Source organism: Flavobacterium sp., from assembly GCF_027484945.1.
Taxonomy (GTDB): Bacteria; Bacteroidota; Bacteroidia; order Flavobacteriales; family Flavobacteriaceae; genus Flavobacterium.
The window spans coordinates 40,045-64,801 of the sequence record NZ_JAIXRZ010000017.1; the positions used below are offsets into that span (position 1 = coordinate 40,045).

16 protein-coding genes are annotated in these 24,757 nt (G+C 35.7%); 9 read left to right on the forward strand and 7 right to left on the reverse strand.

The features are described 5' to 3' along the window. Nucleotides 1-10 precede the first annotated feature (10 nt). The 4 genes from rmuC (at nucleotide 11) to Q0039_RS02640 (ending at nucleotide 5,172) form a co-directional block, all read left to right on the forward strand. Nucleotides 11-1,345 carry a DNA recombination protein RmuC gene (gene rmuC / locus Q0039_RS02625; protein WP_297508617.1) on the forward strand — a complete coding sequence of 445 codons (1,335 nt, stop codon included), beginning with the start codon at nucleotides 11-13 and terminating at the stop codon, nucleotides 1,343-1,345. 1 nt (nucleotide 1,346) lies between these two features. After that, on the forward strand, nucleotides 1,347-1,895 hold the full coding sequence (locus tag Q0039_RS02630; protein ID WP_297508620.1) for an acyl-CoA thioesterase: 549 nt from the start codon (nucleotides 1,347-1,349) through the stop codon (nucleotides 1,893-1,895). 105 nt (nucleotides 1,896-2,000) lie between these two features. Next, nucleotides 2,001-3,113 (forward strand): hypothetical protein, encoded by a 1,113-nt coding sequence (locus tag Q0039_RS02635; protein WP_297508623.1) that lies wholly within the window; start codon nucleotides 2,001-2,003, stop codon nucleotides 3,111-3,113. Nucleotides 3,114-3,138: 25 nt separating this feature from the next. Continuing rightward, a complete protein-coding gene (locus Q0039_RS02640; RefSeq protein WP_297508626.1) occupies nucleotides 3,139-5,172 on the forward strand; it encodes an FG-GAP-like repeat-containing protein in 2,034 nt (677 codons plus the stop codon). A gap of 130 nt (nucleotides 5,173-5,302) precedes the next feature. Here Q0039_RS02640 and carB read toward each other — a convergent pair whose 3' ends face one another. Next, nucleotides 5,303-8,155 (reverse strand): carbamoyl-phosphate synthase large subunit, encoded by a 2,853-nt coding sequence (gene carB / locus Q0039_RS02645; protein ID WP_297508629.1) that lies wholly within the window; start codon nucleotides 8,153-8,155, stop codon nucleotides 5,303-5,305. Nucleotides 8,156-8,317: 162 nt separating this feature from the next. Beyond that, a complete protein-coding gene (gene rpmH / locus Q0039_RS02650; protein ID WP_056072822.1) occupies nucleotides 8,318-8,479 on the reverse strand; it encodes a 50S ribosomal protein L34 in 162 nt (53 codons plus the stop codon). 151 nt (nucleotides 8,480-8,630) lie between these two features. On the opposite strand from rpmH, the gene Q0039_RS02655 reads away from it, so the two are divergent. From Q0039_RS02655 to Q0039_RS02665, 3 genes are all read left to right on the forward strand, one after another. Further along, nucleotides 8,631-9,146: a DUF2892 domain-containing protein gene (locus tag Q0039_RS02655; RefSeq protein WP_297508637.1), complete on the forward strand. Its 516-nt coding sequence runs from the start codon at nucleotides 8,631-8,633 to the stop codon at nucleotides 9,144-9,146. A gap of 371 nt (nucleotides 9,147-9,517) precedes the next feature. Next, a complete protein-coding gene (locus Q0039_RS02660) occupies nucleotides 9,518-10,420 on the forward strand; it encodes a hypothetical protein (RefSeq protein ID WP_297508641.1) in 903 nt (300 codons plus the stop codon). After that, on the forward strand, nucleotides 10,420-13,536 hold the full coding sequence (locus tag Q0039_RS02665) for a caspase family protein (RefSeq protein WP_297508643.1): 3,117 nt from the start codon (nucleotides 10,420-10,422) through the stop codon (nucleotides 13,534-13,536). The genes Q0039_RS02660 and Q0039_RS02665 overlap by 1 nt, the downstream gene beginning before the upstream one ends. A 4-nt stretch (nucleotides 13,537-13,540) precedes the next feature. Here the strand turns inward: Q0039_RS02665 and Q0039_RS02670 are convergent, their stop codons facing one another. The 5 genes from Q0039_RS02670 to Q0039_RS02690 form a co-directional block, all read right to left on the reverse strand. Continuing rightward, entirely contained in the window at nucleotides 13,541-16,549 is a 3,009-nt protein-coding gene (locus tag Q0039_RS02670; RefSeq protein WP_297508646.1) for a tetratricopeptide repeat protein, read from the reverse strand. A 65-nt stretch (nucleotides 16,550-16,614) separates the two neighbouring features. After that, nucleotides 16,615-18,573, reverse strand: coding sequence for a caspase family protein (locus Q0039_RS02675; RefSeq protein ID WP_297508650.1), 1,959 nt, complete (start codon nucleotides 18,571-18,573; stop codon nucleotides 16,615-16,617). Between the two features lie 8 nt (nucleotides 18,574-18,581). Continuing rightward, nucleotides 18,582-20,009, reverse strand: a complete 1,428-nt coding sequence (locus Q0039_RS02680) for a hypothetical protein (protein ID WP_297508653.1) — start codon at nucleotides 20,007-20,009, stop codon at nucleotides 18,582-18,584. Between the two features lie 92 nt (nucleotides 20,010-20,101). Continuing rightward, nucleotides 20,102-20,575 (reverse strand): hypothetical protein, encoded by a 474-nt coding sequence (locus Q0039_RS02685; RefSeq protein WP_297508656.1) that lies wholly within the window; start codon nucleotides 20,573-20,575, stop codon nucleotides 20,102-20,104. A gap of 53 nt (nucleotides 20,576-20,628) precedes the next feature. Next, complete coding sequence (locus Q0039_RS02690; protein ID WP_297508659.1) at nucleotides 20,629-21,069, reverse strand: hypothetical protein; 441 nt, start codon at nucleotides 21,067-21,069, stop codon at nucleotides 20,629-20,631. Nucleotides 21,070-21,401: 332 nt separating this feature from the next. Here Q0039_RS02690 and Q0039_RS02695 point away from each other — a divergent pair, with 332 nt between their 5' ends. Both Q0039_RS02695 and Q0039_RS02700 read left to right on the forward strand, forming a co-directional pair. Beyond that, the gene (locus Q0039_RS02695) at nucleotides 21,402-22,448 is read left to right on the forward strand and encodes a pesticidal protein Cry7Aa (RefSeq protein ID WP_297508662.1); all 1,047 of its coding nucleotides are present in this window, start codon (nucleotides 21,402-21,404) and stop codon (nucleotides 22,446-22,448) included. Next, nucleotides 22,438-24,747: a glycosyltransferase gene (locus Q0039_RS02700; RefSeq protein ID WP_297508665.1), complete on the forward strand. Its 2,310-nt coding sequence runs from the start codon at nucleotides 22,438-22,440 to the stop codon at nucleotides 24,745-24,747. Before Q0039_RS02695 ends, Q0039_RS02700 begins: the two co-directional genes overlap by 11 nt. The last annotated feature ends 10 nt before the right edge of the window (nucleotides 24,748-24,757 follow it).

Here is a 24,757-nt window from a genome sequence, read left to right on the forward strand (position 1 = left end):
ATTTTTTAAAATGACAGTACCGATCCTATTATCTCCGATTTTTCTGGGCTTGGGTTTTTTTATTGGCAAATTACTTTCTAAAAATCAATCCACCGCTTTAAACGCACAAAAGGAGGAACAAATTCGACAAATGGGTTTGCAAATTGAGCAATTACAAAAGCAAATTTCCAGTCTTTCTACCGATAAAGATACGCTCCGTAACGAGCGTGAAGCCATGACTATTCAGCTAACTAAAAAAGAAGCCGACTTTGATAATCTATTGGATCGAAACAAAGAATACCGAATAGAAGTTGAACAATTGCAAGAAAAATTTACCCAAGAATTTGAAATTTTAGCCAATAAAATTTTAGAAGAAAAAACCAACAAGTTTACCGAACAAAACAAAGAAAATTTAAAAAACATCTTAACGCCTTTACAAGATAAAATTCAATTATTTGAAAAGAAAGTTGAAGACACCCACAAAGAAAGTATTGGCAACAATGCCGCATTACGCCAACAAATTCTGGGGTTGCGCGAAATGAATGAACAAATGACCAAAGAAACCATAAACTTGACGAAAGCACTAAAAGGCGATAGCAAAATGCAAGGAAATTGGGGCGAATTGGTTTTGGAACGTGTTTTAGAAAAATCGGGCTTAGAAAAAGATCGGGAGTATTTTACACAACAAATCGCAACGACTTCAACAGGGCAACGATTTCAGCCGGATGTAGTGATCGCCTTACCCGATGGTAAAAAAATAATAGTAGATTCAAAAGTAACATTAACCGCTTATGAGCGCTATGTGAATGAAAATGAAGAGGAAATCAAAAAACAACATTTGCGCGATCATATTTTATCGATTACTCGTCATGTCGATCAATTAAGTGCCAAAAATTATTTTGACTTATATCAAATGGAAAGTCCAGACTTTGTTTTATTATTTATCCCTATAGAATCGGCATTTGCTCTCGCTTTAAATGAGGATGCAACCCTTTATAATAAGGCCTTTGAAAAAAACATCGTTATTGTTACACCCACCACTTTATTGGCAACGTTGAAAACAATCAACAGTATGTGGTCCAACCAGAAACAACAAGAAAATGCCTTAGAAATAGCACGACAAGCAGGAGCATTGTATGATAAGTTTGAAGGATTCGTGGGCGATTTATTGAAGATTGGTAAAAAAATGGAGGAGGCCAAAGTAGAATATGAAGGGGCAATGAATAAATTAAAAGAGGGAAAAGGCAATCTTATCAGCAGTGTAGAACGTTTGAAAAAAATGGGCGCTAAGGCAAAAAAAGCTTTGCCTGACTCCTTGATAAATAGCGCAGACAATGAAGAACATAATACAATAGAAAAGCAATAGTATGATGAAAACTTATAAATCGGTGAAGTCCTCCGGGATTTCAATTTCTCAATTAATGCTCCCATCCTATTCCAATTTTAGTGGAAAAATCCACGGGGGTTATATTTTATCGCTAATGGACCAAATTGCATTTGCCTGTGCTTCTAAATTTTCTGGAAATTATTGCGTTACGGCATCAGTGGACACAGTTGATTTTTTAAGTCCGATTGAAGTTGGCGAATTGGTTACCATGAAAGCTAGCGTAAATTATGTAGGACGAAGCTCAATGATTATTGGTATTCGTGTTGAATCTGAGAATATTCAAACCGGCCACTCGAAACATTGCAATTCGAGTTATTTTACGATGGTTGCAAAAGATGAAACCGGACAAAATACAGAAGTTCCTGGTTTGATATTAACCCATTTAAATGATATCCGCCGTTTTTATAATTGCATTCAACAAATCGAAGCGCGAAAAATCCGAAACCGACATGAAGTTGAATTTGATTATAAATCAGACGACGCTATGAAAAACTTGGAAAAGTATAAGGTTAAAGTCGAACTCAAATAAGAAAACTATTCCATAATTTGTATCGACCGTAAAAAAAATCGGATTCGACTACTATTGTTGGAATTACCGATTTTTTTTTCTATTTTTGAAATAGAATAAAAGATTATGAAAAAATACGCATTCTTGGGGTTGTTTACGACCGTTTTTTTATTGGTAATCTACTCCTGTTCATCCAATGATGACAACCAATATGTAGAAGTGAGTCCAGTAACCGTTGATCTAACTCAAGTCCCTTACGCTAAATTATCCGATTACCATTTTTTCAAAGCGCCTATGGTCGAAATGGTACCCGAACTTAATGTAATCCCTTACGAACCCGCTAGTGCTTTGTTTACGGATTATGCGCATAAAAAACGTTTTGTGTGGTTACCCGAAGGAACAAAAGCAACCTATAATGGTGATGGTAAAATTATAGAACTACCTGTTGGTGCTGCTATTATTAAAACGTTTTATTACGATACCGTTTTACCTAGCAATACCCGTAGAGTAATGGAAACACGCATCATGATCCGAAAAGCGGAAGGTTGGATTTTTGCAGAATATATTTGGAATGATGAGCAAACCGAAGCTTTTTTGGATTTAGCAGGAAGCAATATGTCGATTAGTTTTATAGAAGGTGGCGCTACTAAAACAGCTAATTATCGTTTTCCAAATCTCGCGCAATGCGTAACTTGTCATAAAACGAGAGACATATCTACCGGTACATACAGCAACTCCCCTATTGGAATAAAACCCCAAAATATTAATTTCAATTATGCCTACAGTACGGGAACTAAAAACCAATTAACCCATTGGAAAGATTTGGGATTGATTGAAAACAATTTTAGTTTGCCCACACCATCCAAAACTATAATCAATTACAGTGACACCTCGAAACCTTTAGAATTGCGCGTGCGCTCGTACTTTGACATCAATTGTGCACATTGCCATAGTGAATTGGGGCATTGTTACTACCGACCCATGCGTTTTGCCTTTGCTGAATCTGAAAATAATCCGACAAATATGGGTGTATGTGTGCCTACGGCAGATATGCAAGATTTTCCACCAGCACTCAGTAAAATAGTAACTCCCGGCAACATTAATCGTTCCATGCTGTATTACCGTGTTAATACAGAAAATGAAACTTTTATGATGCCACTTCATGGCCGATCGATTATACACGAGGAGGGTGTCCTACTTATTAAAGATTGGATTAATTCACTACAACCCTGTAATTAACTTTAAACAAACTGAACTATATACAATGAAAAAAATTACCGTATTATTTACCCTATTTACAGCTTTATTTACACAGGCACAAGATACTTGTGGAACAGCTGTTGCAATTACTGCTGGAACACATGTGGTTACAGCTGTTGATGGCACAGAATTGCCACCTTCTATATGTGCAGCTAATGGTGCCTTAGGTACCGATGGAGCGGCAGAATGGTATACGTATACCCCAGCGCAAAACTATACTATAATTTTAACAACCGATATAGCAGCTAACACTCCTCGAGTGGATACTCGTGTTCATGTATACACGGGAACTTGTGGTGCATTAACCTGTTTTGCAGGGGATGATGATAGTGGAGCCAATTATTCGACAGTAGCAACCTTCAATGTTACTGCTGGTACTACCTACTATCTTGCTTGGGATAATCGTTGGACCAATGCTGGATTTACATTCCAACTTTCTGAAAACCCCATAGTAGTTCCACCAACAACTCCTGTAAATTATACCGCTCAAACCGTTGCTAGCATCAACAGTGGCTATAACATCTGTGTTGTTGACATGAACAATGACGGTTTGGATGATATTGTAGGTGTAAGTACAGGTTCGTTAAAAGTTCATTATCAAACGAGTACTCCTGGGACATTTAATATCGTGAACTACCCTTTTTCTAATGTGAACTTTTACCCCAATTGGAGTTTAGCTGCAGGTGATTACAATAAAGACGGATATAATGATTTGATGTTAGGCAATGGACAAGGAATATCGGTATTGACTTCTTCAAATAATGGCACAGCCTATATCGGTTATACTCCAGGTCAGTATATTTTTTGTCAACGCACCAATTTTGTCGACTTAAATAAAGACGGAAATTTGGATCTTTTCTCTTGTCATGATATTAATGAGAATGTATATTATCTTAATGATGGTGCTGGTAATTTAACGTACTACCAATCTAATGTTACTCCAGGTGCTATGAATTTAAGTAGTGGTGGTGGGAATTATGCTACATTATTTACAGACTTTGATAATGATGGAGATTCAGATGTATTTATTTCAAAATGTTCGGGACCTCCATGCCAACTAATTCGTTATGATGGTGGAACAACCTACACTAATGTTTCGGCATTGACCGGATTAAATGTTACTCCAATTCAAACATGGTCTTCGGGAATTGCTGATTTTGACAATGATGGGGACATGGACGTAATTATTACAGCAAGTGCAGGATTGCATAAATTTTTTAGAAACAACTTTGAAACAACAGGTACCTTGAGTGCTTTTACCAATATCACAACGGGATCGGGTTGGGACACTAATACGTCGGTTAATATTGACAATATTGCCTACGATTTTGATAATGATGGTAAAGTTGACGTATTGGGTGGAGGAAACAAAATAATGTTTAACCAAGGTAACAATACATTTGCTCCTATTTCCTACTCTGGAATTGGAGTGGGTGCTGTTGGTGATTTAAACAATGACGGATTTTTAGATATCCAAACGGGAAGTACGATTCGTTATGCAGTTCCAAACGGCAATAACTGGATTAAAGTTCGTTTAAATGGTATTCAAAGCAACAGTAATGGTATCGGTGCACGTGTAGAAATTTACGGAGCGTTCGGAAAACAAATTCGCGATATCCGCAGTGGAGAAGGGTTCCGATATATGAGCTCTTTAAATGCACATTTTGGAATTGGCACGAACACTGCTATTACGCAAGTAATTATCCGTTGGCCGTCTGGAATTGTAGATACAATTAACAATCCAACAATCAACCAACGTTTAGATGTGGTTGAAGGTGCAACGTTAGCTAATACAACTTTTGATGCTAATGCGATGAGCGTATTCCCTATTCCAGCTAAAAATAGTTTAACAATCAAAACAAAAGAAGGGTATACTGCAGTATCTGCTGAAATTTATGATTTAAATGGCCGTTTGGTTTTGGCTTCTGAAATTGAAAACGAAACCTTGTCTATCCAATCCTTAAATGATGGTACTTACTTATTAAAAGTAAAGGATAATAATGGAAACATTGCCACTCAAAAAATTGTAAAGAATTAAGTTTTATAGTAATTTCCATAAAAAAACCCTGATTTTTAAATCAGGGTTTTTTATTGGTGTTTATTGTCCTGGAAAAAGTGGACTATAAATCAAATTATTATGTCCACAAAAACGCAATGGTTGCTTTTATTTATCTGGACAAGTACATTTTTCTACGAGCGTACAAGTCGTAAAACTGATCGTCTTTTAGATCTTCAATAAACAAAATACTTTCTCCAGTCGATTTCATTTCTGGTCCAAGTGCCTTATTCACATTTGGAAACTTATTAAAAGAGAATACCGGTTGCTTAATTGCAAATCCATTCAATTTTGGATTGAAAGTAAAATCGGTTACTTTCTTCGCTCCCAACATAACCTTGGTGGCAAAATTTACATAGGGTTCCCCATAAGCTTTAGCAATAAATGGAACGGTTCGAGATGCACGCGGATTAGCTTCAATTATATAAACGATATCGTCTTTAATTGCAAACTGAATATTGATTAATCCAACCGTTTGTAGCGCTAATGCAATATTTTTGGTATGGTCTTTAATTTGCTGCATTACAAATTCACCCAAATTAAAGGGAGGAAGTGTTGCATTACTATCGCCCGAGTGAATTCCACAGGGCTCGATATGCTCCATAATTCCAATTATATATACATTTTCCCCATCGCAAATCGCATCGGCCTCGGCTTCGATTGCCCCATCTAAATAGTAATCCAACAACAATTTATTATTGGGGATGTGTTTTAAAATCTCGATCACATGTTCTTCCAACTCTTGCTTATTGATCACAATCTTCATCCCTTGGCCGCCAAGCACATACGAAGGACGAACTAATAAAGGGAATTCCAAAACATCGGCCAATTGAAGTGCTTGTTCTGCGTTTTCGGCTACACCAAATTTTGGATACGGTATATTCAACTCTTTCAATAAGCCTGAAAAACGACCACGATCTTCTGCTAAATCAAGAGCATCATAACTTGTTCCAAAAATTTTAATTCCATAACGGTTTAATTTTTCAGCCAATTTCAGAGCTGTTTGCCCTCCCAATTGAACAATTACTCCATCGGGCTTTTCATGTTGGATAATGTCGTAAATATGTTCCCAAAATACTGGCTCAAAGTACAATTTATCAGCCGTATCAAAGTCGGTCGAAACCGTTTCAGGATTACAGTTAATCATAATCGTCTCATAACCGCATTCTTTGGCCGCCAAAACCCCATGAACACAGGAGTAGTCAAACTCGATTCCTTGGCCAATTCGATTGGGTCCAGACCCAAGAACAACTACTTTTTTACGATCGGAAACCTGACTTTCATTCGCGGTATATCGATTTCCTGCTGCTGTTTCAATTTCAGCTTCAAAAGTCGAATAATAATAAGGTGTTTGTGCTTTAAATTCGGCCGCACAAGTGTCTACTAATTTATACACGCGTCGAATATTCATTTCTTCACGTAAACGGTACACCTGACTCTCTAAACAGCCCAACATGTGCGCAATTTGACGGTCGCCATATCCTTTTTGTTTCGCTTCCAATAATAATTCTTTTGGCAACGTATCAACCCGGTAGTTGGCAATTTCTTTTTCTAATAAATACAATTCTTCGTATTGCTTCAAAAACCATAAATCAATCTTGGTAATTTCATGAATACGACTCAACGGAATACCCATTTGGATTGCATCATAGATAACAAACACGCGATCCCAACTCGCATGCGTTAATTTCTCAATAATTTGTTCGTAATTTTTATATCCTTTACCATCAGCACCCAATCCGTTACGCTTAATTTCTAGGGATTGCGTCGCTTTGTGCAATGCCTCTTGGAAGGATCGACCAATACCCATCACCTCGCCTACTGATTTCATTTGCAACCCTAAGGTACGATCAGCCCCTTCAAATTTATCGAAATTCCAACGGGGTATTTTTACAATTACATAATCCAATGTAGGTTCAAACAACGCAGAAGTGGACTTCGTAATTTGATTTTGCAATTCATCTAAGGTATATCCTAATGCTAATTTTGTAGCAATTTTTGCAATTGGATAACCCGTTGCCTTCGACGCAAGAGCAGACGATCGCGAAACACGCGGATTGATTTCTATTGCAACAATATCCTCTTTCTCATCCGGAGAAACCGCAAATTGCACATTGCAACCTCCCGCAAAATTTCCAATAGAACGCATCATATGAATAGCCATATCGCGCATTTTTTGGAAGGTAGTATCCGATAAAGTCATTGCTGGCGCAACCGTTATGGAATCACCCGTATGAATCCCCATTGGATCCATATTTTCGATGGAACAAATAATTACAACATTGTCATTTTTGTCGCGCAACAATTCGAGTTCATATTCTTTCCAACCCAAGAGCGCTTTATCAATCAATACCTCATGAATAGGCGACGCCTCCAAGCCACGGGTTAATAATTCATCAAAATCTTCTTTACGGTGCACAAAAGCCGCTCCTGTTCCTCCCAATGTAAAGGAAGGACGAATCACTAAAGGAAAACCAAACTCCTGGGCAATTTCTTTGCCTTTTAAGAATGAATTTGCCGTTTTAGCAGGCGCATAAGGAATTCCAATTTCACTCAATAATGTTTTAAATTGGTCGCGGTCTTCGGTTACATTAATCGCATTAATATCTACCCCAATTAACCGTACACCAAAATCTTTCCAAATACCCTTTTCTTCGGCTTCCAAACATAAGTTCAACGCGGTTTGACCACCCATAGTAGGCAATACGGCATCAATAGAAGGGTGTGCTTTTAAAATTTCAATAATGGATTTTGTCGTTAACGGCTTTAAATAGATATGATCCGCCATTGCTGGGTCGGTCATAATCGTTGCCGGATTTGAATTGATTAAAATAACTTCAATTCCTTCTTCTCGAAGCGAACGGGCGGATTGTGACCCAGAATAATCAAATTCACAGGCCTGACCAATGATAATCGGACCTGAACCAATAATCAAAACGGATTTGATAGCGGAATCTTTTGGCATGTTGTGGTGTAGTTTAGTTGGTTTTAGTTGTGTTTGTCAAAATTAGTCGGTTTTCAAAACTTTTAAAAAAATCGAAAGTGTCAACTTATCAATAGTTATAAACAGTATAAAAAAAAGGCGCTACTAAAAAAAGTAACGCCTTTATATATGATTAATTAATCATTATTTTTTGTGTCTTGGTTCAGAAGAAACAGTCAATTTATGTCTTCCTTTAGCACGACGACGAGCAAGGACTTTTCTACCATTTGCAGTAGCCATTCTTTCCATAAACCCGTGTTTATTTCTTCTTTTTCTTTTCGAGGGTTGAAATGTTCTTTTACTCATTGCTTGCTATCTTTAAATCCTGATAAATATTCTTCGATTACGGCTTTTCAAAACCGAGTGCAAATATACAAAGCTTTTTAATACTTGCAAGTGCTTTTTTAAAAATATTTTAAATTCCTTTTAGTACATTTGCAACATAAATTAAATAAATATGTTTCATAGAAATATCAAAATCCTATTAACCGTTTTAATTTTTGCTTTAGCGGTATGGCAATTTACTGAAAACAATATTGGAAATGGCATCTTTTTATGTCTAGTATCGCTACTTCCTTTAGCATTATATTTTCGTAATGAATATATATTATTGGCATTTTTGCAAATGCGTAAACAAAATTTTCCTGGCGCCCAAAAATGGTTAGCCAAAATTAAAAATCCGGAAACCGCTTTAATAAAAAAACAACAAGGCTATTACAATTACCTTCAAGGTTTGATGGTGGCGCAAACCAACTTGAATCAAGCCGAGAAATTCTTTAAAAAAGCGATTGAATTAGGTTTAAACATGGACATGGATCTAGCCGTAGCCAAACTTAACTTAGCGGGAATTGCACTTTCTCGTCGTCGCAAATTAGAAGCAACCAACCTCATTAACGAAGTGAAAAAGTTGGACAAACAAGGGATGCTTAAAGAGCAAATCACGATGATGAAAGACCAAATGAAACGTATCTAACACAAGACTCCGAAAGGGGTCTTTTTTTATGCTTATTGTTCAAGCACATTAACACACTAACGGTATCGTTTGAGTGTATTTTGGTTTTATTGTAAATTTTAGATTAGAAATTATAATTCTGCTAAAGAGAAGCTTGTGGAATATCCCATTTATTTGTTTCGAGAAAAGAAGATAGAAAAAACACTTGTCTTCAATTGTTTTGGAACTAATTGCTGAGGGCTGACCGCTAAAATTCAGTCTACAATCCACAATCTACAATCAAAAGATGGCAATAATAAAAATGGCTTCAAATTAATTTTAAATCAATATTCAATAAATGTAAAACATTACCTGTAAAACTTTACTATATTTGATGTAGTAAAATAAAAAAAATGAGAAAAGTATTGGTTATCATTGCATTACTACCTTTTGTAGCGTGCTCTACGCACAAGCGCTCACACATTAAAGCCGATGAACAATTTGTCGTTGAATTAAAAAAACCTGCTTCACGAGGGGGTGCATTAGAATTGGCGTTGCAGGGTTTATTCATTGGGGCAAATTATATTGCTGAAAAAACATCCAATTCCCTTACAAGTTCTTATGTAAAGTCCATTTCAATCAACGATTACTACTATACCGACGATTCGGGTAAACCTGAAAAAACCTATCAAAAAATTCACATCAAAAAATTCGCCAAACCCATTAAACCCGAAGATAAAGTTGCATTGGGTGAAGGATTAAAATCTGAATATGAGGCGCTACCAAAAACTAGAGGTTCTAATTCAAGTTTGGAACTATCGGATGTAATTCGAACAGAAAATGACGATTTGCTTAATTTTCATGCGGTAATTGAACTTATTAGTGATCCCGAAAATCCCGGCATTACGCGATTGAGCTTTAATGAGTTGCGAATTCTTTTTTCAAAAACTCGAATTTATACCGACGAAAATCTTAATGCTAAAATCTCAATTGCAATTGAAGGACAATGGCGTAGTACCGATGGATCACCAATGGTTAAGAAACTTATTGAACAATCCTATGAATTTCACAATCTAAAATATGGTTATGAAAATCAAATTTCAGAACCCATCCTATCGCCTTGGTATTACGACATTCCCATTACCTCTGAAATTGAAAATAATTCCAAATATGGTTTAGTCAATGTAACCATTCAAGTCGAAGAGTTTGAAGGAGGTAAAAGTAAATACATTAATAAACTCCCTGGAATTTTAAGTGATAATAAAACAAAAATTGTTAAAGACGGTGCTTCTGTAATTGAGAAAATTATTAAGTAATGCGTTTTTTATTTTTGTTCATTTCATGTAACTTACTTTTTTCACAAAAAGTAAGTGTTCATCCTTTAGACACTATTCCTCCTTCATCTAATTATTTTGTAGGTTCATTTATGCCCAATGACAATTGGATTGTTTATGGAACCCCTCACCAAACTTTAACCACTTCATTTAAGTACTATAGCAAAGGAACATTTCACAACCGATTTTCACAATTTGCTTTTAACGAATATTTACAACAAAAATTCAAAACCGCTGAACTAATTCGAGAAATACGATACCTTAATACAAATACGGGCAAAGCTTTGTTTTTTAACAACGATATCGATTATTTACAACAAAAGTATTACATCTATTCTTACGATTTCATCAATGACCAACTTGAGGTAGTATTGGACTTGAACGAAAAATATTTACCCGAAATTTTGGATTATCACGAATCGACCAATCAATTGCTTTTGAGCAATGAACCTTACCATCCAAATTATTCAAATCCCCAAAATGTTTATTTAATACAAAATAAAACTAGTATTCAACTTAACGGGAAATTTAAACATGTAAAATTTTCAACAAACGGAAAATTCATACTAACGATAAATGAAAGCGATCTATTAGAAATAATTGATACACAATTAAACCATAGTTTAACTTACAAACTTATTCCTGGAACCTATACGGTTAATAGCTGGGGTGAAGCCAATTTTTTAGTTTCTAATACTCATCATTCATCTCTACCCAATCGTTGTTTAAAAGAGACCATCGTTTTGAATTTAGATCAAAACAACCAATACCAAACAGAAACAAAAGATTGTAGCTATGTAACCCATTTGGTGAATAAAAAGGACGCCGTTGCTATTTATTTAGAAGATGTTGGACTAGTCATCAACCAAAAAAAAATGCCCCTCATTTTTACGAATCCACCGAAAGCAATTTCGTTTAACGACGATACTTCAAAAATTATGATTAGTTTTCACGAAGGTAAAATTGGGATCTATGACACGACAACTTTTGAAGAACTTGGCGGGATGTACCATCCTTCGCAGAAAGAACATCTATTCTATAGTTCAAATGGTTTCTATTTTAGCAATACCAATGCTGAACAATTTTTATATGCCACTTCAAATAATAAAAGAATACAACTTTCAACAGTTGATAGCCAAGTTTTTAATCCAATAGCAGTATTAAACATATTTGGCAAACCCGATGCGAATTATGTTGCAATACTCAAAAAAGCCATAGAATTACGAAAGGATAAAAAAGATTTAGACGTCAATTTTTCGCAGAATTCTTCCAATTCTATTGAACCAGTCAATACCAATAGACAAACGGGGACAAATTTATATGTATTAACTATAGGTGTAGCTGACTATATACAGAGCGAATACAATCTAACGTTTGCAGATAAAGATGCATTAGACATTGCTGATTTGTATGGAAAACTTGATACGGAAACTGAATTGTATTATCAAAAGAAATTTTTTGGAAATCGATTTACCTTACAATTTTTAAACCGCAAGTTCGAGTATCGCATGAAAAGACACTTGAGCACGGATCTTTCACTTGGCAATTGGTTTACAATTCAAAATGACAATACCAAATGGCTGGAAATTAGGGCTAATGAGGCATTGATTTGGGACTTTAAATCAGAAAAAATTGAGCCAATTCAATTACCCAATGGATTCCATCTAGATTTTTTTTCAAAAGAAAACAGTGTTTTTTTTCATCCAGATTCAAATAAATTCTATGTGCGTGATGGTGATTTTGTATTTTACCAATACGACAAACTCACCAGTTCTTTTCAAAGAACTGAGCTCCCATTTAAAGTGAAAGACTACTATTCTAATTTTTATCAACCCATCAACAATGAGCAATGGGTCTATATTGAAGATATGCAAGATGGAACCTATCAACTTTCCATGGGTAAATGCAATTCGACAAATTTGGAATTGTTCACGTTTGATTTGAAAATATTTTATGATTATAATCGTACTACACTTTTAAATAGTGACCCAAATTATAGTCCACAATTTAAATGTATTTCTTCCAAAGGTGATCAGATTATCTATACCTTAAATAATGAAATTTTTTTAATCGATAGTAAAAATAATGCGACCCCTATTCGATTGCCTATTGTAGTTGATTCGAGTGATGATATAGCAATATCGGCAACGAATACACTGAGTATTTTACACTCAACGAATGGAAATTATCAAAATCATATCACCGTATATTCATTTGACGGTACTGTATTGGAAACTTCTTCAATTGAGGAAGGAAATCAATTTAATACCCGTGGGATTTCTATACATGATGCTAATCCGTGTTGGATTAAAGAATCAAAGGGAATATTGGAATCAAACTACTTTACCACTTCGAATAATTTGGCTCGTTATAACCCATTCTCATTTCAACAGGTAAACGTAGCAAGTCTAATAAACAATCAAGCAACCGCTCAAGCGGTTAAAGAAAAATTTCCACTGTTTTTTAAAGGTGTAAAACCTGAAGATGAAGTAATTGTTTTTTTAGCCGGACATGGTGTTTTGGATGCTAATAACAAGTATTACTTTGCACCCCATGATATGGATTTTAATCAGATTTCAAAAAAAGGAATTGGTTTTGAATTTTTGATTGAGCAGTTAAAATCTTTGCCCACAAAGAATAAACTTCTTTTAATGGACACTTGCCACTCTGGAAATACTTTAGATTTAGAAACCTCAACAAACTCGAATGCAGCCGAAAAGGGAAATATGGGCGTGCGAGGAAGTATCTCAAAAGGGATCAATCAGAAAACAGCATTTAAATTATCTGATGTGGTTTACTCGGTTTTTGACAATTTTTTATCTACAAGTAGTGTAACTATACTTTCTGCTTCATCTGGTGGAGACGTAGCTTATGAAAATGAAAACTTGGGAAATGGTGCTTTTACTACTGCCTATTTAAAAGTGTTGAGAGAAAAAATGACATATTTAGTTTTACGTGAAGAAAACACAAAACGAGAACTCCTTTTGAATGACGATATTATTGCAAAAATAATGAGTGAGGTAGCTAACTTAACTCACGGAAAACAAATTCCCGATATCCGAGAAATCAATTCGACTGCGCAAATTAAACTTTGGTAACGCATTATGGACGCAAAATATAGTTTTGTATCGTATGCATACTATAATGCTCTTTTAACTCATTTGAACCTAAAAACCGTTGATTAACTTTTATAATTGAGGAATCATAACACGTGTCATTTCCAATATACCTGCAATAAACGGCTGTTAAAAGCACATCCAATTGGTCGTTTTCATTAAATACCAGTTTCTTACTGTAAAGTGCACACATTTTTTTATCGTCCAGGTCAATCGCAGACTTTACAATTAGTTTTATTAAATCGTTTTTGTCTTTATTTGAGCATTCATTTTGAAGTAACGATAAACTGACTGTAATTGCTTCTTGAGGGTTTTGATTCAAATACAAATAATTGGCATATAACCAACCATTTGTCGGAGTTGGATCAATTTCAAAGGCTAACTTATATAAATTTCTAGTTTGCAAAGGAGTACCAAAACGTTGTTTTTCTTTAGCCATCGCAATAATGTAGGCTGCGATATCACTTTTTTTGTTAACGTAAGGATTGTGCAAATTAGCCAACAAATAATTATTTTTCGCATCGGCAAACTGGTTGGTTTCCAACTCGGTTTTTCCAAGTTTTGAATAGACCTTTGCATAAGTAGGGTCGCTAATTAAAGCTTGGTTATAGGCTTCAACAGCATCTGTAAAGTTTCCCGAATGGAAATAACAATCACCTAATAAATTCCATAAATCGGGCACTTCTTTATGTTTTATAAGGGTCTGTGTTAAAAACCGAATCGCTTCATCAACTTGATTTTGCTGAATCGCTAGGCCTACTAACTTTGTATGCGAAGGTATATAGAGAGGGTTTAAAGCAATCGCTTTCAAATAATTTTGCTTTGCTCCTTGAACATCATTATACGCTTCATATAAAAAATCGGCATAATTAAAATAAGCTAATGGCTGGGATGTATTATTCTGTATGGCCTCTTCCATTATTTTTTTGGATTCTAATTTTTTTCGCATTTTGAAATTCAACCATGCTTTTCCTGAATAGGCTGCTACATGATAAGGATCTAGAGCAATCGCTTTGGTGTAAAGTGAATCGGCCAAAACCTTTCGTTGCGAATTAAAATAATGTAACGCAATAAAATCAGCGTATTGCGTATACAGTTCAGCTAGATCCGGATGCTGTTCAATTGCCTGTATAAAAATCGATTCTGTCTGTTTCAAATCGATTTTATGGTCACTACTGTATTTTGCAATCCCCGCGCGTAAAAGGGTGGCAAGTGTATCTGTTTGCACCGCTTTATCCAACCATTTTTGCGATTCGATAATAGCGCCTTTAGAAGCGTATAAGTTACTTAACTTTTGCGCAATAAACGAACTGTTGGGTTGTGTGGTAAGCGCTTTTTTGTAATTTTCTTCTGCCAATTGATACTTTCCCTCATTTTCATACACAATTCCAAGTTGGATATAAGTATTTGCATTCACACCCTTCACCCCTAGTGAACTATCAATAAGTTGTTTGGCTTCTTCAAATTTATTTTGTGAAATTAAATTATCACTTATGTTGTGCACAGGAGTAGACCAGGTTGAAATTAATTTTCGGGCTTCATTAAAATGATAATGTGCACTATCATTCTTTTGTTCCCATGAGTAAATCATTCCCATAGCATTATGAATATATGCTGCATTGGGGACTATTGATAATGCTTCTTTTAATTTTTTTTTGGCTTTTTTTATACCAGGATAATTTTTGCTTCGTATGACGGCATAGGATTCTAAAAGCAATTTACTTGCCGTGATTCGAGGGTACATATAGTCTTCTTTATCCATCAATTGCAAACAAATCTCTAAGTGTTTGGCTTGTTTTAAAAATTCATTAGCAAAAGGCAAATCCCTATTCCCATTGATATAATCATTGATTAAGTTTTGAGCCGAATTAGCTAATTTCTCAATTAATTTTGATTGCATTGCCGTTAACAAATCGGATGGTATTTTTGGATTTAGCTTAGCTGAATTATAAAGCTCTAATGCGCTTTTGGGTTTTCCATAAAAATCTTTACGCCGCAATGCATCGGAAAACTCTTGATAGACTTGTTCATAAACTTCATCTTTTACGTTTGTAGGAAGTACTCCCCGCACACGATCAGCCTTGGGACTATTTTGCTTGGGTAGATTTCCAAAAACAATTGACTTATCCTCCAAGGTTACCGTTTTATATACTTCCCTACTGTTTTGGGTTTTTATAGTTGGAATTTGACTTTGATGGTATTTTTGAGAAACACTTTGGTTTACCTTATCATACAAATAATTGTCGATCTCGTTGTATTGAATCTTGCTATCTAGATTTGAATCGGCTTCACCAGCTAATCCCTTTATTAAATAATACGTAAAATACCCATGTTTAAGTTCACTACTCTCATACGATAATTCATTGGGACCGCAACTTAAAAACTTAATGGATTGCTCAAACATGGATTGAATTGCTCCCATATTTTTTTGGGTACCTTCTTTATAAATAAATCCCGATCGACATGCATCTAATATCAAAAAAACTTTAATCCCTTTTTCGGTCAATTTAGGCAAGACTTTATCATTTAAATAAGCCAAGGGAACTAGGCCTCCTACTCCATTATATTCTTGATTTGCATTGGAATCAAATGCTAATAAATAGCCAATTTTTTCATCAAAATCGTCAACTACATCACCATGGCCAGCAAAATAAATATAAACGATATCTCCCGAAACGGATTGTGCATAAATACGCTTCAGTTCTTGGGCAATTCGCATTCCAGTTGCCTCTTCATTGGCTAAGAAACATATGTTTTCATCACTAACTTTTTCAACTTGCGCTAAAAAATTTTTAAACATAAAGGCATCATTATCCGCATAATTCAATTTTAATTCATTGGATTGATAATCAGAAATGCCAATTACTAAAGCGCGCTTTTCACCTACTGAATTAGAAGTTATTTTGGTCGATATCGCCCCTCTTGAATCATGTTGAGCTGATAATCTCCAACCAAACATGAATAATAAAAGTATGCAGGTGTTAAATCGCATCATAAGAATAAATGAAAAAGAGTCCCAGATGGATGTTTTTTAAAGTAACACACCAATCGTTAGAAAAATTATTGTTTTACAATTTTATAAATAAACTCTGTGCTAAACCCATCGACATCACTATTGGTAGCATTTCCGGAAGAACCTCTGGATTGACTATAACTTTGTTGAATAAAATGCTCCAATGGATTGACATTTCTACTTCCTTCACCTCGCGTGGAAACCGTTGGTTGAAAGTTAATTGGTGTCGTTGTTGAAAATGCTTTGAGCACTAATGTTTCAAAAGGGGGAGCAAATGAATAAATACAATCTTTAAAAACCATCGTTTGACCAGGATTTAACTTGCGTTCATCGTTGGTTAACGGACAATTATCATTAGGTAAAAAGGGAGCAATTTCGCCTAAACTATTGATTTCTATAAGACTTATGTAGAGTGTTTTTTTACTTTTATTAGTTACCTGCAACACGACATTATCTTTACCCGGCACAACTTCAAAAACACCGGCTTCATTGGTATTTTTGGAAGAATCAAGAATATCCCCAACTTTACCTGTTGCCTCATCGTATTGAACTGGAAGTAGTTTAACTTCAATTTCATACGTTTGATTTTTTAAACTTAGATTTTTTAAATATTGCCCTTGTGCAAATTGAAAAAGCGCTTGGTTTATCTCAGCAATAGTTTGCCCACCTCTTGTTTGTTCATCATCCCCAATGTTTTTTAAACCACTGGGTATTTTTAGAACCGTATTTTGATTTTGATTCTCTAAAATTACATCCGCTTGATCAATAGCAGCAACTACATTACCTAATTTATTTTCTGTTAAAAATTGAGTAACTCCAGCAATCAAAGCCTTATCCTTTATTTTTGCATCAAAAAAAACATTTATAGCTATGTCTCCATAGGATAATTGATCTAAAATCACCCAATAGTCTTTAGCATTCAAGGATTGCAATGGTTTATCTAGTTTGATGTAGGATAAATTAAAACTGGCTTTGGTTACCACACCAGTGGATACGCAATTTTTATCGGTTGCTTTAATGGTTCCTGAAGGGACGATTTTGACTGTTGTACCTTCAAAAATTCCCTGAATTTTTCCAGCATTTATATGAATTAAACTGGGATTGGGTAGTTTTGAAACTTCAAAATAGGGTTGTTGTTGTACATATTCTCCATTAAATAGTTTATAATCAATATCACCTTCAATTGTTGGCGTTTGTTTTGGTGAAATGACATTCATGTTGGAAGCAATTTTAGAAAATAATTGTCTATAGGTAAAATTACTTCCTAATTCCGCCATCGCTTTGGAAAAAGCAAAACTCAACGAACCATACCCTTCATATTCATAATTTAATTCGTCGGCAGAAGCACCTGTAAATAATACAAAGGGAGCTGCATTAGGCATAATTTTAGTACGTTCCAGCATTGCGCTCCCTTTTGTTTTATCTTGATCTAAAGGTTTCCAATCGTCTGGAGCAAACGTAGCTTCACCCCCACGAGATTTTTTTCCACGCGTAGTCGAACCCGAATGACAACTATCTAAAATAAAAACCAATTGCCCATTTTTAGATAATTTATTTCTGAAAAGCGCAATAATGTTACCGAGTTCATCATCGCGCAAATGATTTTCTCCTTTGTAATTGAATGTATATTTCACCCACGCATCATACGGAACCAAAGCCTCGTCTTTACCATCCACTTCATCTCCATTATCATCAAATATTTGTTGCCCATGACCCGAATAATGAAAAACTACGATATCACCCGGTTGGGTTTTGGCTAATAATTTTTCCAAAGCCGTTATAATCCCCAGTTTTGTCGCCTCTGCATCAATAAGTGTAGTGATATTTTTTTCTTCAAAACCTTGATTTAAAAGTGATTGCTTAATTAGTGGAACATCATTTACCGAACTAATCGTAGACCAACCCGTTTTCGGCTGGTAGTCTCCAATAGCTACAATTAAACCATATTTTGCTGAAAAACAATGAATTGAAAAAAAAAGAAACAGAAAAAAAACATTATTTTTCATTAAAAAAACTAATTTAAATTGAAAATACTGAAAGAAATACCAAAATAAAAACCAAATTCATAAACGTTTTTAGTGAAACTATTCACATCATTAAACACCGTTGGATCACCCACGTTGAGTCCGTTGGTTAATTTTTTAACTGGACCGTAAGCTAATCCTCCCGAAAGGGCTATACGACTTTTACTGCCAAGTATTAATGAAGGACCAAATAAATAATTAATCCCGTTTACAGCGTCAGAAATCGGAATAGAAACTCCAAAACTGCCTCCAAAATTAATATTCTCCCCAATTACCGGATAGAAATTAATCATAGTACTTAAATTGGGGGTAAAATAATTATTTGCTTCAGAACCTATTACCCCATTTTCATCAATAAAATAGTCGTAGGATTTGGATTTAAAATTATTTAACGTTAATGCAACACTTGTGTTAATCTTAAATCCGCCTTTCGCAAGTAATTTGATATGTCTTGTTTTAAGTGTTGCTAGAGCGGCAGCTCCATTGTCTGATCCATCAGTATCGTTTTTAGTAGTAAATTCACTTTGAACAAACTGCAATTCCAAATTCACCTTATCTGCAGTAATTTCATAATCATAGGTTTGCTCAAAAGATGAGGCTTCTAATGCGGAATACAATTCTTCAATCTTTGTTAAATTTTCAGCGGTCCAATTGGAAGACTCTTTTAGGTTGGCGATCAATTTTTCCATTGAAGTATACGAAACATTTTGCCCTAGTAATTCACCGCGAGTTACCGATTTATTTTCGGTCATCAATTGTTCCATTTCATTTTTAATGTCCGAAATTTTATAAGCCAATGCTTCGGCATCTTCATTTACAATTTTTTTCAAGCTCGAAATGTAGATATGGAAATTTTGATTGGGGTCAGCAATTCGAGCATCCTCTTGAATTGAGGCGGCTTTTCTCAAATTTTGTAAAATAGTTGCTTTATCTAAATTTGGATTCGATAAATCGGCAATCATGCTCTTTTTTAAGGCATCTACATTGATTGCAACAGTATTTAATTGGGTAAACGCATTGGAAATATTCTCTCCTCGAGAAGCACTAGCCTGTTGAAAGAGCTTATTGTTTGAAGGCAAATTTGCAACATTCAATTTCAAATCACCTCCAGCTGCCGAAGATATTCCCCCTAACAAATTAGAAAAATTAAATCCTTGGCTACCTGTTGCATGAATTTCTTCTTCTTTTACATCTGTTTTTATTTTTACAGCAAATGGGTTAACATTAATTAACTTAATTTCAATTAAGCTGTTTCTCTTAAACTTAGGATTTTCAAGGGTATCAATTATCTTATTGGACTTATCCAACTTGAAGTATGTAAATAAATCGGTTTTGTAATTGTACTGAATGCGATAACGCTCTTGCGCATGAGACATCGATGAAACAATAAAAAGCAATATAAATAACTTGGTCTTCATGTATAATAATTTAGTGATCATTCAAATATATAAATTAATGTGAAATATAAGTATAATTTATTGATTATTACCCAATAAAGCAGTAGGTAATACTATTTTTTACTTGAAAAATGCTGTTGAGTTAGCTGTTCAATAAGTGCTGCTTTTTCTTCAAATGATTGAATTGGATAAGCGTAGATTTTACCATTCACACTAAATTCGATGGAACTTTGATCTTCACCATCCTGCTGTTGCGTATCTGTGGGCAAATTGGGATTAGAATCAAAGTGACTTAAATTACTCCAGTCGAAAGGTTGAATCTTGATGCGCGTATGAACTACCGGATCGTCTCCTTTTTTATCAAAATAGATCATTTGATTTTTGACTACAATCCATTCTAATTGAAATTGTGACTCGGGTGCTAAAGTACCATTACTTCGAAATAATCGAATCGTATCGGCAATCAATACGTTAGATTTAATTTCAGATTTACTTGCGGGAGTATCCAATTTATCCTTGCGATTTTGGCAGCAAAACAATACTACCGATAATAAGACCAGTATCGTCTTTGAACGTTCGTTTTTCATATTCTAGTTTTTAAGCACTAAACTCAATCGTGATTCCTTTATTACGCGCCGTATTAGAAAACATAGATTCGATCGGCTACTTTGTTTTTACGGTCAATATTTTTGTTTTTAACGCGTAATCCCTCCGATGAATAATCCAACAGTAATAGATGTTCTTGGGTAATCATTTCCAATCCATAACGCAACTCAATAACCGGACCACAGTTTTCAAAATGACCATAGGGATATACCGTACGTTCACCAGGAACACAAGGTTTTACAACCAATGTTTGAATTTTATATTTTTTAAAAAATGCACGAATCACCGTGTCGTTTTTGGGGTAATTATTGTTCCTGTATTCTTTAAAATCGTTCATAACATTGATCTGCTGCAAATAGTTCTTAAAGGCAATTATCTCCGATGTATTGGCCTTATTCATTACTGAGGAAACAAATGAACTACTTCCGCAACTTGATAACAGAAGCAAACTAATAAAAGGTATTACTTTTTGCATTATGAAAAGATTTTAGCAATTACTATGCAAAGTAAGCGATTTTTAATGACACCCATTATTTTCAGCTTGTCCTCTACTTAAACGTTGTATATTCTCTAAATTAAGGTTTTCCAGCTTTCAAAAAATTCCGCTTTAAATGGCCATTCAATGAAGTGAAAAAGTAAAATGTTTTTCAATATAATACTGAAGAATAACATAATTTTTACTGCGTAGTGTCATGCTTTTCTCTGATTTGCATCATTATTTTAATCGCCTAATCCAAACAACTTTGTAATCAGGAACCTCCTTTAGTCCGATTCCCGAACTAACGTTTAGGCTACCTCCACTATATTATGCGCGCAACGGTTCAAAAAAAAGGATTACTCCTTGAAAAAACAACCCACGGATTTGAAAACTTAGGGGTATTAAATCCCGCTGTAATTCATCACAATGGATTAATCCATATGTTTTATCGCGCAATCAATAAAGAACACTTTTCCTCTATTGGTTATGCGTTACTCGATGAGCAATCACGGGTTATACATCGCAATGTACTTCCCATACTCTATCCGCAAATGGATTATGAAAGTCACGGTGTTGAAGATCCGCGCATTGTTTGTATTGATGAATTGTATTATCTAACCTACACAGCTTATGATGGAATCAATGCACGCGGCGCATTGGCAGTTTCGAAAGACATGATTCATTGGGAGAAAAAGGGGATTATTGTACCACAATTCAATTATACTGATTTTCACCATCGCGCCGAATCGATGGCCCCTCTTAATGAAAAGTACCACCGCTATAACGGACCAGTCAACCCTATTGAAGTGTCAAATGGCCATATCGTTTGGGATAAAAATGTGCTTTTTTTTCCCCGTCGCATCGGCGGTCAACTTTGCCTTCTCCACCGAATTAAACCAGATATACAAATTGCTTTTTTTAATGAGTTGACCGATCTAACGCCCGCTTTTTGGGATGAATACCTATTGCACTTTAGCGACTACATCCTACTCTCGCCTCGCTTTGAACATGAAGTAAGTTATCTTGGTGGCGGATGCCCTCCCATTGAAACGGCAGCAGGATGGCTTGTTCTCTACCACGGTGTACAAGACACTCTAGAAGGTTACGTCTATAATTGCTGTGTTGCGTTGCTAGATTTAGACAATCCCCGTATCGAATTAGCGCGACTACCCTACCCTCTTTTTGGCCCCGAACACGATTATGAACTTCACGGAATTATTAACAACATTTGCTTCCCTAGCGGTGCAGTGGTCATAGATGAATTGCTTTGTATTTACTATGGCGCTGCAGACAAACGTATTGCTTGGGCCACGGTACCTATTCTACCGCTATTGGAAGTACTTCATCAAAACCCTTCTCAACATTATGCTCTTTAAAACTCAACACCCAACAACTGAGCGGGTACTCAATCGTCAAAGTACCAGACTGCGCGAAACACCTACTATTGCAGCTCCTGTAGTATCTCAATCGCTGGTTATGATTACTACCTATCCTCCCAAAGAATGTGGACTTGCTACCTTTGCCTCCGATTTGGTTCAAGCAATTCAAAACCAGTACCGTAGTTCGCTCAACCTTCACATTTGTGCGTTAAATCCACCTAAATCAGCACCAAGAGAAAATTTTTTTCATGTTTTGGAAACGGATAAACCGTATGCCTTCCAAAACTTAGCCCAAAAAATAAAAAAAATGGAGGCAAATGAATGGGTAATTGTTCAGCACGAATTTGGTTTATACCGTAATCATGAAGTCGAATTTTTAGAATTTCTCAATACCCTTGAAAAAAAGGTAATGGTGGTCCTACACACCGTATTACCACAACCTTCGCCCGAAATCGAAGGTTTCATGAAAATTCTCGCCTTTTTGTCCCATACCTTAGTTGTAATGACCCACCATTCGAAGTCGATTTTAGTTGATCGTTATGGTATTGAATCCTCAAAAATTATTGTAATCCCACACGGCACCCATTTGGTCGAACACCAATCCAAAGCAGCTCTAAAAGCTCAATTTCAATGGGAAGACCGAACTATACTAACGACTTTCGGACTCTTAAGTTCGGGTAAAAATATAGAAACTACCCTTCGCGCTTTACCCCAGGTTATCGCCCGATTTCCAAACGTGTTGTTTCTTATTGTGGGTAAAACGCATCCCGGTGTTATTCATGCTGAAGGTGAACAGTACCGAGAATCGTTAGAAGCGCTTATTCAAACTTTAGGATTAGAAAACCATACTGTTCAACTCAATTCGTTTATCGAACTCCCAAAACTCTTAGACCTGCTTCAACTGACGGATGTTTATCTATTTACTTCCAAAAATCAAGACCAAGCGGTAAGCGGGACTTTTGCCTATGCAATGAGTTGTGGTTGCCCAATCGTTGCAACACCCATCCCTCACGCATTGGAAGTGGTTCAAAATGGAAGCGGAATATTATTTGATTTTGAACAACCTGATCATTTAGCACACCAACTGATTCACCTCTTGGAACGTCCACAGCTTCAAATGGAAATGCGTTTAAACGGTTTGCACCACATGGAACCAACCGCTTGGGAAAATACTGCTATTCGCTATATGCATCACCTTCAAACGCACAGTGATCAAGTTCTAAATCTCGAATACCGTTGGCCTAAAATCAATACCAACCATGTTAAAAAAATGACTACCGATTTTGGAATGTTACAGTTTTCTAAACTCAATTTACCCGACACCAGTTCTGGCTATACATTAGACGATAATGCCCGTGCATTGGTTGCTATTGGTCAACAATTTATGCTCACTTCTGAACCGAATTTATTGATTTATATAAAACGCTATATGGATTTTATCCAATACTGCCTTCAGCCCGATGGCCGATTTCTCAATTATGTGCATCATGACCAATCGTTTTCTTTACAAAATGAAGAGGCCAATTTGGAAGATAGTTTCGGACGCGCCATTTGGGCTGTAGGTTTTATTGCAGCTTCGGGAGATATTTTACCCCTAAATTTAATAGCTCAGGCCGAATCGGTTTTAAAAGCTACGCAAATTCAACGCGGTATGTTAGGCTCACCTAGAGCGATTGCATTTACGTTGAAAGGCTTATACTACGCGCATCAAAGTAAAAATATAGACTATCAAGACGAAATTGAAGCATTGGCCAATCAATTACTCGACCGTTACAATCAAACTGCCACCAAGGAATGGGAATGGTTTGAATCGTATCTAACGTATGGAAATAGTATTTTGCCTGAAGCAATGCTCTTGGCTTGGAAGGTCACCCAACGTACTGAATTTAAATCGGTTGCACTTTCATCCTTTCATTTTTTGTTGGATCACGTATTTTCTGACAAGCAAATAAAAGTGATTTCGAATAACGGTTGGTTGCATGCGGGACAAGATTTAGAAACTATGGCTAAAGGTGGTGAACAACCTATTGATGTGGCCTATACCGTTATGACATTATATACATTCTATAATGAAATAGGAAAATCTGAATATGCCCAAAAAATGACCCAAGCTTATCATTGGTTTTTGGGTGAAAATGGACTGCACGAAATCTTGTACAACCCCAAAACTGGAGGATGTTATGACGGACTTGAGCACGACCACATCAATTTAAATCAAGGAGCCGAATCGACGTTAAGTCACCTACTTGCGCGCCAAACAATGGAACGCTATTCCCAATCAAAAATGTTTAACTAAAAAGCTATTC

Excerpts from the sequence above, each read along its gene's own strand:
- Q0039_RS02660 (WP_297508641.1), top strand. The coding sequence starts at position 9,518 with ATGAGAAAAGTATTGGTTATCATTGCATTACTACCTTTTGTAGCGTGC.
- Q0039_RS02670 (WP_297508646.1), bottom strand. The coding sequence starts at position 16,549 with ATGATGCGATTTAACACCTGCATACTTTTATTATTCATGTTTGGTTGG.
- Q0039_RS02695 (WP_297508662.1), top strand. The coding sequence starts at position 21,402 with ATGCGCGCAACGGTTCAAAAAAAAGGATTACTCCTTGAAAAAACAACC.
- Q0039_RS02700 (WP_297508665.1), top strand. The coding sequence starts at position 22,438 with ATGCTCTTTAAAACTCAACACCCAACAACTGAGCGGGTACTCAATCGT.
- Q0039_RS02690 (WP_297508659.1), bottom strand. The coding sequence starts at position 21,069 with ATGCAAAAAGTAATACCTTTTATTAGTTTGCTTCTGTTATCAAGTTGC.
- Q0039_RS02635 (WP_297508623.1), top strand. The coding sequence starts at position 2,001 with ATGAAAAAATACGCATTCTTGGGGTTGTTTACGACCGTTTTTTTATTG.
- Q0039_RS02665 (WP_297508643.1), top strand. The coding sequence starts at position 10,420 with ATGCGTTTTTTATTTTTGTTCATTTCATGTAACTTACTTTTTTCACAA.
- rmuC (WP_297508617.1), top strand. The coding sequence starts at position 11 with ATGACAGTACCGATCCTATTATCTCCGATTTTTCTGGGCTTGGGTTTT.
- Q0039_RS02680 (WP_297508653.1), bottom strand. The coding sequence starts at position 20,009 with ATGAAGACCAAGTTATTTATATTGCTTTTTATTGTTTCATCGATGTCT.
- rpmH (WP_056072822.1), bottom strand. The coding sequence starts at position 8,479 with ATGAGTAAAAGAACATTTCAACCCTCGAAAAGAAAAAGAAGAAATAAA.
- carB (WP_297508629.1), bottom strand. The coding sequence starts at position 8,155 with ATGCCAAAAGATTCCGCTATCAAATCCGTTTTGATTATTGGTTCAGGT.
- Q0039_RS02640 (WP_297508626.1), top strand. The coding sequence starts at position 3,139 with ATGAAAAAAATTACCGTATTATTTACCCTATTTACAGCTTTATTTACA.
- Q0039_RS02655 (WP_297508637.1), top strand. The coding sequence starts at position 8,631 with ATGTTTCATAGAAATATCAAAATCCTATTAACCGTTTTAATTTTTGCT.
- Q0039_RS02685 (WP_297508656.1), bottom strand. The coding sequence starts at position 20,575 with ATGAAAAACGAACGTTCAAAGACGATACTGGTCTTATTATCGGTAGTA.
- Q0039_RS02675 (WP_297508650.1), bottom strand. The coding sequence starts at position 18,573 with ATGAAAAATAATGTTTTTTTTCTGTTTCTTTTTTTTTCAATTCATTGT.
- Q0039_RS02630 (WP_297508620.1), top strand. The coding sequence starts at position 1,347 with ATGATGAAAACTTATAAATCGGTGAAGTCCTCCGGGATTTCAATTTCT.